Genomic DNA, 13,598 nt, shown 5'->3' with positions numbered 1-13,598 from the left:
AATCCGCATGATGCTCATCCCCTGCCCGTGGTGCGGGCCCCGCGACGAGTCCGAGTTCCACTACGGCGGGCAGGCCGGTGTCGCCTACCCCGCCGACCCGGCCGCCCTGTCCGATGAGGAGTGGGCGAGGTACCTGTTCTTCCGGGACAACCCGAAGGGCCCGTTCCGGGAGCGGTGGAGCCACAGCGCGGGCTGCCGTCGCTGGTTCAGCCTGGTCCGCGACACGGTGACCAACGAGGTGCTCTCATGACCCAGGCGTTCCGTCTCGCGCAGGGCGGGCTGGTCGACCGGGAGGCGCCGCTGAGCTTCCGGTTCGACGGCCGCGAGTATCAGGGGTTCCGGGGTGACACGCTCGCGTCGGCGCTGCTGGCCAACGGGGTGCTGCGGGTGGCCGACAGCCTGCGGCTCGGGCGGCCGCGCGGCATCTTCTCGGCGGGGATCGAGGAGCCCAACGCGATCGTGCAGATCGAGGAGCCGTTCCCGGAGCCGATGCTGACGGCCACCACGATCGAGCTGTACGGCGGTCTGGTCGCCCGGTCGCTGCGGGGCCATGGGCGGCTCGCCGGCGACCCGGACCCGGCCCGGTACGACTCGACGCACGCGCACTGCGACGTGCTGGTCATCGGCGCCGGCCCGGCCGGTCTCGCCGCCGCCGCGACCGCCTCGTCGTCGGGCGCCCGGGTGATCCTGCTCGACGACCAGCCCCGTCTCGGTGGCAGCCTGCTCGGCACGGGTGAGCTGCTGGACTGGGTGGACACGGTCGCCGCCGAACTGGCGGCCGCGGACGAGACCCGGGTGCTGACGCGGACCACGGCGTTCGGCTACTACGACGACAACCACGTGATCGCGGTCGAGCGGCGCACCAACCACCTGGGCGCACCGGCCCCGGCGCACCTGTCGCGGGAGCGGATCTGGCGGATCCGGGCGAAGCAGGTGGTGCTGGCGACCGGTGCGCACGAGCGGTCGCTGGCGTTCGCCGACAACGACCGGCCGGGTGTGATGCTGGCCGGGGCGGCGCGCACCTACGTCAACCGGTACGGCGTACTGCCCGGCCGCCGGGCCGTCGTGCTGACCACCAACGACAGCGCCTACGCGGCGGCCCGGGACCTGGCCGCGGCCGGGGTGGAGATCGCGGCGATCGCCGACCTGCGGCCCGGTGGAGGGCCCGGCGCGGACGGGATCGAGGTGCTGCCGGGCTGGGCGGTCACCGGTGTGAGCGGTGCGGAACGGGTGTCCTCGGTCGTTCTCGGGAAGGACGGCGGCCCGGAGCGGCGGTTCGACGCCGACCTGCTGCTGGTGTCCGGCGGCTGGAACCCCGTCGGCGCGCTCTACAGCCAGGCCGGGGGGCGCCTCGCCTACGACCCGGAGCTGGGCGCGTTCCGACCCACCGGGGGCTGCCGTCAGAACCTCTTCGTGGCCGGGGCCGCGGGTGGCTCGTACGATATGGGGGTCTGTCTCGCCGAAGGCGCCGCCATGGGTGAGCGCGCCGCGGACGCCGCCGGATTCGCCGCCCGCGGGATCGCCCTGCCGGAGGCTTCGAGCCCGGCCGGGACGCCGCCGGTGGCGGTCTGGACGCTGCCCGGCGGTGACCCGGCGACGCAGCTCGTGGATCTGCAGCGGGACGTGACGGTCGCCGATCTGGCCCGCGCGACAGGCACCGGGATGCGCTCGGCCGAGCACGTGAAGCGGTACACCACCGCCGGCACCGCCCACGACCAGGGCAAGACCGGTGGCACGCTGACCAGCGGAGTCGTCGCCGAGTTGCTCGGTGTGGAGGTGGGCGCGCTGGGCACCACGACGTTCCGGCCGCCGTACGCGCCGGTGAGTTTCGCGGCGCTGGCCGGCCGGGACCGGGGCATGCTCTTCGACCCGGTCCGGGTGACCGCGCTGCACGGGTGGCACGAGTCGCACGGCGCGCTGTTCGAGAACGTCGGCCAGTGGAAGCGGCCCTGGTACTACCCCCGCGACGGCGAGGACATGACCGCCGCCGTGCTGCGCGAGTGCCGGGCGGCCCGCGAGGGCGTGGCGATGATGGACGCCTCCACCCTCGGCAAGATCGACGTGCAGGGGCCGGACGCCGCCGCGTTCCTGGACCGGCTCTACACCAACATGATCAGCACGCTGAAGCCCGGCGCGATCCGGTACGGCGTGATGTGCAGACCGGACGGGATGGTCTTCGACGACGGGACCGTCATCCGGCTGGCCGAGGAGCGGTTCCTGGTCACCACGACCACCGGCAACGCCGCCGCCGTCCTCGACTGGATGGAGGAGTGGCTGCAGACCGAGTGGCCCGAGCTGCGGGTGCGCTGCACCTCGGTCACCGAGCAGTGGGCGACCGTCGCGCTCGTCGGCCCGCAGTCGCGCGCGGTGCTCGCCTCGCTCGCGCCCGGCCTGGACGTCAGCCGGGACGGGTTCGGCTTCATGACCTGGCGCGACACCGAGGTCGCGGGCCTGAGCGCCCGGGTGTGCCGGATCAGCTTCTCCGGCGAGCTGGCCTACGAGATCAACGTGAGCTGGTGGGACGCGCTCGCGCTGTGGGAGGCGCTCGCCGAGGCGGGAGCAGCGCACGGCATCACGCCCTACGGCACCGAGACCATGCACGTGCTGCGGGCCGAGAAGGGCTACCCGATCATCGGCCAGGACACCGACGGCACCGTCACCCCGCACGACCTGGGGCTGGGCTGGGCGGTGTCGAAGAAGAAGGCCGACTTCATCGGCAAGCGGTCCTTCACGCGTACGGACACCGCGCGCCCCGACCGCAAGCACTTCGTCGGCCTGCTCCCCGACGGCGGCGAGCTGCTGCCGGAGGGCGCGCACCTGGTCACCGGCGCGCCGCAGCGGGTGCTCGGGCACGTCACCTCCTCGTACCACAGCGCGGCCCTGGGCCGTACCTTCGCGCTCGCCCTGATCCGCGGTGGCCGTGACCTGATCGGACAGACGGTCTGGGCCACTCTCGACGACGGTCTCGCGCCGGTGACCGTCACCGGTGCCGTGCTCTTCGACCCGGAAGGAACCCGCCGTGACGGCTGATCGGAACTTCCGGAGGTCTCCCCTGCACGGCCTCCGTGACCGTCTCGCCGCGACGGGCGGCGCTGTCACCGTCGCCGAGACGCCCTTCCTGGCGCAGATCAACGTGCGGACCGACGCCCTCGCGCTGGCGCGCCCCGGCGACGTGGACGTGCTCCCCCTGGGACCGGACGAGTTCCTCGTCGTCGGGCCGCCCGGGTCGGAGGACCGGTTGATCGCGGCGTTCGACGGACCGGGGGTGTCCGTCGTGGACGTCTCGGCGCAACGGACCGCGCTCGATCTGAGCGGTCCCGGCGTCCGGGAGCTTCTGGCATTCGGTTGCTCGATCGATCTGCACCCGCGCGTCTTCGCGGTCGGCGACTGCGCGCAGACCGTTCTCGCTCATACGCCCGTGGTGTTACAGCGCCGTGAATCGGGTTTCCGGGTTCTGGTGCGGTCGTCGTTCGCCGCGCATCTGGCGGCCTGGATTCTCGACGCGAGCCCGGAACTCACCGCCGGTCACTGAGAGCGCTCCCATCTCACCGCCCGTAATGGTCGCAATGCGCAAAGAGGTTGCACCATCGTAAATTTCGGTCCGCGGTGTTGACCATCAAGAAGGAAAAGAAGATTCTTGTCCGGCGATCACGGAAGATCGGATATCCGACTTCGTGACCGCCGCCTCGCGCTGCTTCGGATCCACTTTGCTTAACAAACTTTAACGATTCATTGTCGTGAATCGACTCGCGTGCCGGCCAGGACGGGGCCACGCCGGCCGTCGACAGAGGAGCTGATCGCTTGTCCGTCCATGTCGAGGGCGCCGAGCTGTCCGAGCCGGCCGGTGACACCACACCGGCCCCCGGCGCCCACGCAGGTGGCAAGCAGGTCCTGAGCCATCGGACCGGTGGCACGATCCGGCGGCGGGTGATCCGCACACTGGCCCTGCCGGTCGCGACCACCCTGGTGCTGCTCACCATCGTGGCCGTCGGCGAGGTCGCCAACTACCGCGAGGCATCCGCCACCGCCCGGGCCGTGACCATCAACGTCGCCGTTCAGGAGCTGGTCCAGGATCTGCAGACCGAGCGTGGCCTGACCGCCGGCTACCTCGGCGGCAACGAGGGCTTCCGCGACGAGATGCTGCCGGCCCGCGACGCGGTCGACCTCAGCCGGAGCCAGCTCGAGTTCCTGATCGCCGACGGCGGCGACGTCGAGGACCGGACGGCCGCCGCGGCTCGGCAGTTGGACGGGCTCACCGGGGTCCGCGCCGGCACCGACACCGGCTCCGGCAAGCGCGACGCCACCTTCGCGTTCTACACCGCACGCATCGCCGACCTCGGCAACCTCGACTTCGACCTGGACAGCACCGGCGACGAGGAGCTGCGCCGCGGCGCGGCCGCGCTGGAGTCGCTCAGCGACGCCAAGGAGGCCATCGCCCAGGAGCGCGCCTTCCTCAACGGCGTCTTCTCCGCCGGCGGCTTCAAGCAGGGCGAGTTCCTGCAGTTCGTCACGCAGCGGTCCACCAAGGACGCGGCGCTCACCGCCTTCGACCGCTACGCCAACGACACCGAGCGGGCGTCCCGGCAGTACCTCTTCGACACCGGCCCGGCCCGCGAGGCGGCCTACTTCGAGCAGGTCGCCCTGCTCTCCGGTGACGGCCGCTACCTGCAGGTCAACCCGCAGGCGTGGTGGTCGGCGCACACCACTCTGCTCGACGACATGCTGCAGCTGGAACGTCACGTCGGATCGGTCATCTCGGCCCGCGCCAACGTCCTGGAGGACGAGGCCTCGGTCCGGATGGGCGTGTTGCTCGGCGCCGTGCTGCTCTGCCTGGCCGGCTCGATCTGGCTCGCCACCGTCGCCTCGCAGTCGGTGGCCCGGCCGCTGACCGTGCTGGCCGGCGAGGCGAACCGGCTGGCCGTCCAGCAGCTGCCGGAGGCCGTCCAGCGGGCGTCGACCGGTGACAGCACCGCACCACCGCTGCCGGTGCTCGTGCCCCGCGGCGCCAGCATCGAGGTCCGGCTGGTGGCCGACGCGTTCGACCGGATCCAGGCCACCGCGTACGAGCTGGCCACCGAGCAGGCGGTGCTGCGGCGTACCACCGCCGAGTCGCTGGCCAACCTGGGCCGCCGCAACCAGAACCTGCTGCGCCGCCAGCTCGGCTTCATCACCAAGCTGGAGCGGGAGGAGTCCAACCCGACCGGCCTGGCCAACCTGTTCGAGCTCGACCACCTCGCCACCCGCATGCGGCGGAACGCGGAGAGCCTGCTGATCCTCGTCGGCGCGTCCAGCCCGCGGCAGCTGTCCGAGCCGCTCAACGTCACCGACGTGATCCGGGCCGCGGTCTCCGAGGTCGAGGAGTACCGCCGGGTCACGCTGCGCCGGGTGGACGACACGATGGTCACCGGCTCCACGGTCAGCGGCATCGCGCACATGCTCGCCGAGCTGATCGAGAACGGTCTCGCCTTCTCCCCGCCGGACGTGGACGTGGAGATCCACGGCCGCCGGATCGGGGACAACTACCTGATCGCCGTCAGCGACCAGGGCATCGGCATGACCGCCGCCGACATGGCGCGGGCCAACGAGCGCCTGCGCGGCGAGGGCGACTTCATCACCGCCCCGGCCCGGTTCCTCGGCCACTACGTGGTCGGCCGCCTGGCCATGCAGATGGGCATCGAGGTGCAGCTCACGCCGTCGCCGGTGACCGGTGTGACGGCCCGGATCACGCTGCCCGCCGACATCCTGGCCAGCGCGCCGCCGGTCAGCGCGGGGCCCCGGCCCGCCGCACGGCCCGCCCCGCAGGCCGCCCGCCAGATCACCGCGACCATCGAGGCGCCCACGGTGGTCATGCCCGCACCGCTGCCGACCATGGAGACGGCCCCGATCCGGCCGCTGCAGTCGACGGCGATCGAGTACGTGGTGGTGGACGACCAGAGGACCGCCACACCGGCGCCGCCGCCGGCGCCGGTGTCCATGGAGAGCTTCGCGCTGACCGACGACAGCGCGCCCCGGACCGCGAACGGCCTGCGTAAGCGCACCCCCCGCGCGCAGCGCGGCCAGCCACGCAAGGCCGAGGCCGCCGCCGCGACCATCGAGAAGTCGAGCCTGATCAACGACTCGCCCGAGTCGGTGCGTGATCGGCTCAACGCGCTGCGTGGCGGCATCCAGCGTGGTAATGCCGAAACAGCGGGGTTGTCGTGACTGCTATTCCGAAATGGCCCCTTGGCAGCAACCTGGAAAGAAGAATGATGAGCGTAGACACGTCGGCGGATCGGCACCAATTCAATTGGCTGCTCGGCAACTTCGTGCACCAGACGGACGGCGTGCGTGACGCCGTGGCGGTGTCCTCCGACGGCCTGCTGATCGCCAGCTCGGACGGGCTGAACCGAGCCGAGGCGGACCAGCTGGCCGCCATCGTCTCCAGCCTGGCCAGTCTCGCGCGCAGTGCCTCCCGGCGGTACGACTTCGACGGCCTCAAGCTCATCATGATCGAGATGCACCGGGGTTTCCTGCTGGTCTCGGTCATCCGCGGGGCAGCGTCCTCGGCGTGGTGTCCGGCAGCGAGTGCGATCTGGGCCTGGTCGGCTACGAGATCTCGCTGCTCGCCGACCGGTTCGGCGACCTGCTCACCCCAGCCCTGATCGCTGAGTCCCGGCAACACCTACCGCGATGACCGGCCCGTCGTGGGGCTCCGAGCCCGAGATGATCCCGTACGCCGGCTCCCACCGGCCGTCCTCCGGGCTGTACTCCACCGACCCGGACGAGGATCCGGTGATCCGTCCGTTCATGCTCACGAACGGACGGACCCAGCCCCTGCAGGACGGGCTGCGGATCGAGACGCTGTTGTACGCGGCTCCGGCCGCTCTGTCGGCGCCGTTGCGCTTCGAGTCCCGGCGCATCGTCGAGCTGGCGCAGTCGCCGATGTCGATCGCCGACCTGTCGGTGGCGCTGCGCGCGCCGCTCGGCGTGGTCCGGGTGATCGTGGCCGACCTGATCACGCAGGGCTATCTGACCGTGCAGGAGTCGGTCGGCGAGCTCTCCACCAGTTTGATCGAAAGGATCAGGGACCGTGTCCGGGCGCTCTAGGGAGCCTTCGGCAGCGCACCCCGTCGCTGTCAAGATCGTCATCAGCGGAGGCTTCGGCGTCGGCAAGACCACGTTCGTGGGAGCCATCTCCGAGATCGAGCCGCTTGTCACCGAGGCCGAGATGACCGAGAAGTCGATCGGCATCGACGACACCTCCGCGGTGTCCGGCAAGACCACCACGACCGTAGCCCTCGACTTCGGCCGGATCACCCTCGACGACGCGCTGCTGCTCTATCTGTTCGGCACGCCCGGGCAGGACCGCTTCGCCTTCCTCTGGGACGACCTGGTCGACGGCGCGCTCGGCGCCATCGTGCTGGTCGACACCCGGCGGATCGAGGACTCGTTCCCGGCGATCGACTACTTCGAGGAGCACGAGATCCCGTTCATCATCGGCATCAACCGTTTCAGCGGCGGGCAGCGCTTCCACCCGGAGGAGGTCCGCGACGCCCTCGGCGTCGGCCCCGGCCTGCCACTGGTCGAGTGCGACGCCCGCGACCGCGAGTCGGTGAAGAGCGTGCTGGTGGCGCTCACCGAGGAGGTCCTGGCGAAGCGGGCGACGCGGGAACGGGCGTCGACGTGGTGAGCCGGTTCCTGCCCCGGATGCTCGCGGCGATCGGGGTGGTGGCGCTGGCCGGCTGCGCGAGCACCGAGGCGGCGATCAGCCCACCGCCCGGCGTGCCGGAGACGACCCGGTGCGGGACCGTCAACATCGCGGTCAACCCCTGGTCCGGGTACGCCGCGAACGTCGCCGTGGTCAGCTATCTGCTGAAGTCGGAGCTGGGCTGCCGGGTGGAGACCGCGGAGCTGAGCGAGACGGCTTCCTGGGCCGGTCTCAACGACGGCAGCATCGACGTGATCCTGGAGAACTGGGGCCACGACGACCTCAAGAAGAAGTACATCGACCGGCAGAAGGTCGCGGTCGAGCTCGGCCTGACCGGTAACAAGGGCGTCCTCGGCTGGTATGTGCCGCCGTGGATGGCCAAGACCTACCCGGACATCACCGACTGGAAGAACCTCAACGAGTACGCCCCACTGTTCAAGACGGCGAAGTCCGGCGCCAAAGGCCAGTTCCTGGCGGGTGACCCGTCGTTCGTCTCCAACGACGCCGCGCTCATCGAGAACCTCAAGCTGGACTTCACCCTGGTGTACGCGGGCAGCGAGGACAAGCTCATCGCGGCGTTCCGCAAGGCGCAGGCGGACAAGACGCCGCTGCTCGGCTACTTCTACGAGCCGCAGTGGTTCCTGTCGGACGTGAAACTGGTGCACATCCCGCTGCCCAACTACACACCCGGCTGCGACTCCGAGCCGGAGAAGGTGGCCTGCGACTACCAGCCGTACGACCTGGACAAGATCGGGCGCAAGGCGTTCGTCGACTCCGGGAACCCGGCGGCGACCTTCATCAAGAACTGGCAGTGGACCAACGCCGACCAGAACCAGGTGGCCAAGGACATGGTCCAGAACGGACTGTCGGCCGAGGACGCCGCCAAGAAGTGGGCGGACACGCACCGTACCGTCTGGGAGAAGTGGCTTCCCTGACGCGGATCGCCTGACTCAGATCGCCCGGTCCTGCAGCGGAAGCGGGGCCGGGCGGCCCAGCAGGTAGCCCTGACCGAGGCGGATGCCCAGCTCCAGCAGCTTCTCCCGCTCGGCCTCGGTCTCGATGCCCTCGGCGACCAGCATGGCGCCGATGTCCGAGGCGAAGCCGGCCAGGCAGCGGGCCAGAGCCATCCGGACCGGGTCCATGTCGATGCCGCTGGTCAGCGTGATGTCGAGCTTGATGATGTCCGGGCGCAGCTGCAGGATGTGGCTGAGGCTGGCGAACCCGGCGCCGGCGTCGTCGACCGCGATCCGGATCCCGTACGCGCGGAGCTGCTCGGTGACGGCCACCAGACCCGGGTAGTCGAAGACCTGGGTGTGCTCGGTGAGCTCGACCGCGATCCGGCGGTGCGCGTTGGCCAGCAGCGTCTCCTGCACGCGCGGGTCGAGGATCGCCTCCACCGACAGGTTCGTGCTCAGGTACGCGCCGGCCGGCACCTCGTCCAGCGAGGCGAAGGCCCGCCGCATGGCCAGCAGCTCCAGCTCCACCCCGAGACCCGCCTCGTTCGCGGCGGCGAACGCGATGTCGGGGTTCAGGGCGGTGTCCTTGTGGAAGCGGGCGAGCGCCTCGTACGCGATGACAGCGCCGTCGGACAGGCGCATCACCGGCTGGAACATCGGCTCGATCGCCTCGGAGCGCAGGACCGCCTGCAGGATCTCGATCGTGGCCGGGCTCGTAGCCGTCTGCGAAGTCATGCTCGAATCGTGGAGGCGCATTCTCAAGGACGGTTCAGGCCGGGCTCTGGATTACCCCTGGTCGTCGGCTTGTCGCAAGCCTGAATCGGGCTAGAGGAACGCTTGAGGTTGCGGCTCCAACGTTTGGGCCATGAACGCAACCGCCACCGCCCAGCGAGCCGCCACCCGCGCCACCGTCGCCGCTGTCACCACCCTGGCGCCGGCCGCCACGCCGAACCTGTGGGCCCCGGCCACCGCGGGCATCGAGCTGACCGTCGTGGTCCCCTTCTACAACTGCGGGCCGGTGGTGGCCCGGACGATCCGCGACATCGCCGCCACGCTCACCGCCGCCGGCGTCGGGTACGAGATCATCGCGGTCAACGACGGCAGCACCGACGGCTCGCAGCACCACGTCTTCGGCATCCCCGGCGTCCGGCTGATCGACAACCGCACCAACTCGGGTAAGGGCAACGCGCTGCACCAGGGTTTCGCCGCGGCGCGGGGCGCCTGGGTCGGGTTCATCGACGCCGACGGCGACATCGCCCCGCACCACCTGGCCACCTACCTGATGCTGGCCCGGGGTGGCGACCACGCCGCCGTCTACGCCGACAAGCGTCACTCCGGCTCGATCAGCGGCGCGTCGAAGCTGCGCAAGATCATCTCGATCGTCTACTCCACCCTGGTCGCGCTGCTCTTCCTGCTCAAGGTCAAGGACACCCAGACCGGCTGCAAGATCATCCGCCGCGACGCGCTCGCCCAGCTCCTGCCCCACCTGCGGGAGCAGCGATTCGCCTTCGACCTGGAGTTCTTCGTCGCCGCCAAGGCCGCCGGCATCGGCAACATGCACGCCGCACCGGTCGCTCTCAACACCGGCGCCAACGGCAGCACCGTCACCACCGACACGATCGTCCGCACGCTGCGCGACACCGTCACGATCCACCGCCGTCACCTGTCCGGCCACTACCGTCAGGCCGCCGCCTGAGCCACTCGCGCCGGTGCTCGATCACCCCGGTGACCAGCAGCGCCGCCAGCGAGAACAGCGACACCCCCAGACCCAGCCGCAGCCACTTCCACGGCGTGTATCGCACCGTGAAGGCCCCGGAGCCGGCCCGGACCGCCACCGTCCCCGCCACGGTGGGCCGCGTGACCTGATCACCGGCCGTCCACTTCGCCGACCACTCCTCGGGCAGCACCACCCAGCCGGCCCTTCCCTCCGAGACCTCCCACTGCGTCGTCCCGTCGCGGCGGAGGCCACCCGACGCGGTGGAGGGAACCGCACCGTCACCGGCCCCGGAGAGCAACGTCTCCGTCCCCAGTCGCCCCTCGGCCGACCAGCGCAGGGCGGCGGCGACATCCCCGTCACGAGCGCTCACCACCCGGCCCGTACCGTCCACCGTGACCCGGTAGAGGTCGAGCTCCGCGGTACGCAACACCGGCGCCAGATCCCGCTGCCGGCCCACCCAGGCGTAGACGTCACTCTCACGGTCCCTGGCCAGCGCTACATATCGGACACCGAGCGGCGCGATCAACTGCCCGAACTGGCCACCGCCTCCCTTCGCCACCAACTGGTCCAGATAGGCCATCCGCCGTGAGGCCGAGTTGGACCGCACCTGGCCCAGCTCCGCGGCGTCACTGCTGAGCACCGGCCGGCGGAAGAACGCCGCGGCCGGTGTCGCCACACTGCGGACCTCGGTGAACGTGAACGGCTGGTACTGATGCCAGGGCAGGAACAGCACCGACTCGTCACCGGCTCCCATGATCCGGTCGGCGGCGTACCACGCGGCCGGATAGTGGCTCACCCGGACACTGCCGCCGAGTCCCCAGACCAGGGAGGCACCGAGCGAGAGGTACATGCCGATCAGCGCGGGCGCACCGGTGATCGCGACCGCCTGCGGAACCAGGGCCCGGCTCGACCGGAGGCTCGTCATCACCGCCTCCACCGTGGCGCCGATGCCCACCGCGTACCCGAGCATCGCCAGCGCCACCCATTTCTGCTGCTCGCGCATGGCCTCGAAGAGTGGGAGGACCTCGAACGCGATCCGGTACCCGGTGCCGAGCGGGCCGTCGACACCGGCGCCGAGCAGCAGCCCGGTGACCGTGACGGCGGCCAGCGGCACTCCCGCGACCGGCTCGCTGCGGCACATCCGCGCCAGGCCCACGACCGCGGCCACCACCAGCACCGTGCCCGGGACCAGTCCCAGGGCCGCCTCCGGGCTGCTGTCGGAGGCGCCGCGCCAGAACCCGCGCAGGGTGATCACCGCGGTCGCGAGCCCGTTCGAGCCCGGATACGTCGCGTAGACGTCGAGGTCCTGGTCACCGACGCGGACGGTGAGGATCGCGTTGGCGACGACGACCGCGGCGTACGCGTAGACGCAGCCCGCCGACACGATGACGACCACCGTGCGGACCGCGTCGCGCCATCGTGGCCGGGGCAGCACGGCGACCGCCACCAGCAACGCCGCGCCGAGCCACGCGGCGTGCGCGCCGACCGAGATGGCCAGGGCGTACCAGCCGGCCGGGCGCACGGCGATCCACCGTCCACGGCGCCGGGCGTGCAGCGCGGACGCCGCCATCGGGGCCAGCAGCGCCACCGCCAGCAGGAACGGCACGTGCCCGGCCTGGATCCGCTCCACCACGAACGGGTTCAGGCAGGCGAACAGCGCCGCCGCGTGCCGCCGCCACCGGCTGCCACCGGCCAGCGCGGAGACCCCGCCGGCGACGATCGGGAAGTACGCCAGGATCATCAGCCAGCTGGTCGCGCCGGCGCCGAGCACCTGCCGGATGCCGTGGGTGGCCAGCCGGTACGGCAGGGCGTCGAGCGCCGCCGGGTCCAGCCCGTACAGACCGGGGGTCAGCGCCTGATGCGGTCCGGACACCCAGTCGAGCAGCAGCAGATAGCCGGGGCGTGTCCATGGCGCGACCACCAGCACACCGGTGACCAGGCCGAGGAGCACGGACTCCGCCGTCAGGGCACGGGACCCGGCTATGGCCGGGTAGGCGTGCCGCCGCCGATGCCGCCCGGCCCGGTTTCGGCGGTCCTCGGTCATTCGACCCAGTATTGCGGCTGCGTGGAGACGTCGGAGGCGATATCCGGCAACGTTTCTCAACCTGGGCCCGCGACGACCGATCTTCCCGGCCATGCGCATCCTGATCCTGAACTGGCGAGACCTGAGCCACCCGGCAGCGGGCGGGGCCGAGGTCTACACCGAGCAGGTGCTGCGCCGCTGGGCGGCGGCCGGCCACCAGGTCACCCTGTTCGCCGCCGCGGTGCCCGGACGGCCCGGGCACGAGATCCGCGACGGCTACCGGATCATCCGGGCCGGCAGCCGGTTCACCGTCTACCGCGAGGCCCGCCGCTGGTGGCAGAGCCGTGGCCGGGGCCGCTTCGACGTGGTGATCGACGAGACGAACACGGTGCCGTTCCACGCGCACGAGTGGGTCGACGACGGTGCCCGGACCATCGCCCTGGTGCACCAGACCTGCGAGGAGATCTGGCACATCAACGCGCCGCCGGTCCTGGCGCACCTCGGGCGGCACCGGCTGGAGCCGAACTGGCTGCGGCGACTCGGCCACAGCCCGATCCTGGCGGTGTCCGCGTCGACGCGCGAGGCGCTGTCCCGCTTCGGGGCGTACGACGTGACGGTGGTCCCGGAGGGCTACGAGCCGCCCCACCCGCTGCCACGCCCGGTCAAGGAGGAGCAGCCGACCGCCGTGTTCTGCGGCCGGATGGTGAGCTACAAGCGGCCCGGCGACGTGATCCGGGCCGTGGACCTGGCCCGCGAGCGGATCCCCGGCCTGCGGCTGTGGATGATCGGCGGCGGCCCGCTGCTGGACCGGCTGGCCGCGACGGCGCCCGCGCACGTCACCTTCCACGGGCGGGTCTCCGAGGAGGGGAAGCACGACCTGATGGCGCGGGCGCACGTCCATCTGGCGGCCAGCGTCCGGGAGGGCTGGGGCCTGGTCGTCACCGAGGCGGCCGCGCTGGGCACCCCGACCGTCGCCTACGACGTGCCGGGCCTGCGGGACTCGACGACGGCGGCCGGCGGGGTCGTCGTGCCGCCCCGGCCCGAGGAGATGGCCGCCCGGCTGGCCGAGTTGCTGCCCGGCTGGCAGCGGCGGGCGCCCGAGCCCCTGCCGTACGGCGGCGCGCACTCCTGGGACACGGTCGCCGACACCCTGCTGGCGTCCGTCCGGCAACACGCCCGTGTGCCGCGCGGCCCGATGCGGGTGGCCGCCTGACC

Annotated in this window: 11 protein-coding genes and 1 pseudogene; 10 read left to right on the top strand and 2 right to left on the bottom strand. The window is 71.5% G+C overall.

Features of this window, described 5'->3' with window-relative positions; all coding sequences use genetic code 11:
- Positions 1–7: 7 nt before the first annotated feature.
- The 8 genes and pseudogenes from ACQPZW_RS13780 to ACQPZW_RS13745 all read left to right on the top strand — a co-directional run bounded on the left by ACQPZW_RS13780 (position 8) and on the right by ACQPZW_RS13745 (position 8,622).
- Positions 8–250 (top strand): sarcosine oxidase subunit delta, encoded by a 243-nt coding sequence (locus tag ACQPZW_RS13780; protein ID WP_433795252.1) that lies wholly within the window; start codon positions 8–10, stop codon positions 248–250.
- Complete coding sequence (locus tag ACQPZW_RS13775) at positions 247–3,030, top strand: 2Fe-2S iron-sulfur cluster-binding protein (RefSeq protein WP_433795251.1); 2,784 nt, start codon at positions 247–249, stop codon at positions 3,028–3,030. The genes ACQPZW_RS13780 and ACQPZW_RS13775 overlap by 4 nt, the downstream gene beginning before the upstream one ends.
- Positions 3,020–3,532 (top strand): sarcosine oxidase subunit gamma, encoded by a 513-nt coding sequence (locus ACQPZW_RS13770; protein WP_433795250.1) that lies wholly within the window; start codon positions 3,020–3,022, stop codon positions 3,530–3,532. Before ACQPZW_RS13775 ends, ACQPZW_RS13770 begins: the two co-directional genes overlap by 11 nt.
- A gap of 269 nt (positions 3,533–3,801) precedes the next feature.
- Positions 3,802–6,201, top strand: coding sequence for a sensor histidine kinase (locus ACQPZW_RS13765; protein ID WP_433795249.1), 2,400 nt, complete (start codon positions 3,802–3,804; stop codon positions 6,199–6,201).
- 47 nt (positions 6,202–6,248) lie between these two features.
- A pseudogene (locus ACQPZW_RS13760) lies at positions 6,249–6,673 on the top strand (roadblock/LC7 domain-containing protein).
- Positions 6,670–7,086, top strand: a complete 417-nt coding sequence (locus ACQPZW_RS13755; protein WP_433795248.1) for a DUF742 domain-containing protein — start codon at positions 6,670–6,672, stop codon at positions 7,084–7,086. The pseudogene ACQPZW_RS13760 and the gene ACQPZW_RS13755 overlap by 4 nt, the downstream one beginning before the upstream one ends.
- Complete coding sequence (locus tag ACQPZW_RS13750) at positions 7,070–7,669, top strand: GTP-binding protein (RefSeq protein ID WP_433795247.1); 600 nt, start codon at positions 7,070–7,072, stop codon at positions 7,667–7,669. The genes ACQPZW_RS13755 and ACQPZW_RS13750 overlap by 17 nt, the downstream gene beginning before the upstream one ends.
- A gap of 17 nt (positions 7,670–7,686) precedes the next feature.
- Entirely contained in the window at positions 7,687–8,622 is a 936-nt protein-coding gene (locus ACQPZW_RS13745; RefSeq protein WP_433797531.1) for an ABC transporter substrate-binding protein, read from the top strand.
- Positions 8,623–8,637: 15 nt separating this feature from the next.
- On the opposite strand, the gene ACQPZW_RS13740 is transcribed toward ACQPZW_RS13745, so the two are convergent.
- Complete coding sequence (locus ACQPZW_RS13740; RefSeq protein ID WP_433795246.1) at positions 8,638–9,378, bottom strand: EAL domain-containing protein; 741 nt, start codon at positions 9,376–9,378, stop codon at positions 8,638–8,640.
- Positions 9,379–9,508: 130 nt separating this feature from the next.
- On the opposite strand from ACQPZW_RS13740, the gene ACQPZW_RS13735 reads away from it, so the two are divergent.
- On the top strand, positions 9,509–10,339 hold the full coding sequence (locus ACQPZW_RS13735) for a glycosyltransferase family 2 protein (RefSeq protein ID WP_433795245.1): 831 nt from the start codon (positions 9,509–9,511) through the stop codon (positions 10,337–10,339).
- Here ACQPZW_RS13735 and ACQPZW_RS13730 read toward each other — a convergent pair.
- Positions 10,287–12,404: a hypothetical protein gene (locus tag ACQPZW_RS13730; protein WP_433795244.1), complete on the bottom strand. Its 2,118-nt coding sequence runs from the start codon at positions 12,402–12,404 to the stop codon at positions 10,287–10,289. The genes ACQPZW_RS13735 and ACQPZW_RS13730 overlap by 53 nt on opposite strands.
- 91 nt (positions 12,405–12,495) lie before the next feature.
- Here ACQPZW_RS13730 and ACQPZW_RS13725 point away from each other — a divergent pair, with 91 nt between their 5' ends.
- On the top strand, positions 12,496–13,596 hold the full coding sequence (locus tag ACQPZW_RS13725; protein WP_433795243.1) for a glycosyltransferase family 4 protein: 1,101 nt from the start codon (positions 12,496–12,498) through the stop codon (positions 13,594–13,596).
- Positions 13,597–13,598: the final 2 nt, after the last annotated feature.

Origin of the sequence: Actinoplanes sp. CA-252034, from assembly GCF_050956125.1 — a bacterium.
Classification (GTDB): domain Bacteria; phylum Actinomycetota; class Actinomycetes; order Mycobacteriales; family Micromonosporaceae; genus Actinoplanes.
Note: the sequence above shows the minus strand (reverse complement) of the source record. Positions and strands in the feature narration are given on the sequence as shown.

Bases quoted from the DNA above. Each gene is read 5' to 3' on its own strand.
- ACQPZW_RS13780 (WP_433795252.1), top strand. From the start codon at position 8: ATGATGCTCATCCCCTGCCCGTGGTGCGGGCCCCGCGACGAGTCCGAG.
- ACQPZW_RS13775 (WP_433795251.1), top strand. From the start codon at position 247: ATGACCCAGGCGTTCCGTCTCGCGCAGGGCGGGCTGGTCGACCGGGAG.
- ACQPZW_RS13755 (WP_433795248.1), top strand. From the start codon at position 6,670: ATGACCGGCCCGTCGTGGGGCTCCGAGCCCGAGATGATCCCGTACGCC.
- ACQPZW_RS13745 (WP_433797531.1), top strand. From the start codon at position 7,687: ATGCTCGCGGCGATCGGGGTGGTGGCGCTGGCCGGCTGCGCGAGCACC.
- ACQPZW_RS13740 (WP_433795246.1), bottom strand. From the start codon at position 9,378: ATGACTTCGCAGACGGCTACGAGCCCGGCCACGATCGAGATCCTGCAG.
- ACQPZW_RS13735 (WP_433795245.1), top strand. From the start codon at position 9,509: ATGAACGCAACCGCCACCGCCCAGCGAGCCGCCACCCGCGCCACCGTC.
- ACQPZW_RS13730 (WP_433795244.1), bottom strand. From the start codon at position 12,404: ATGACCGAGGACCGCCGAAACCGGGCCGGGCGGCATCGGCGGCGGCAC.
- ACQPZW_RS13725 (WP_433795243.1), top strand. From the start codon at position 12,496: ATGCGCATCCTGATCCTGAACTGGCGAGACCTGAGCCACCCGGCAGCG.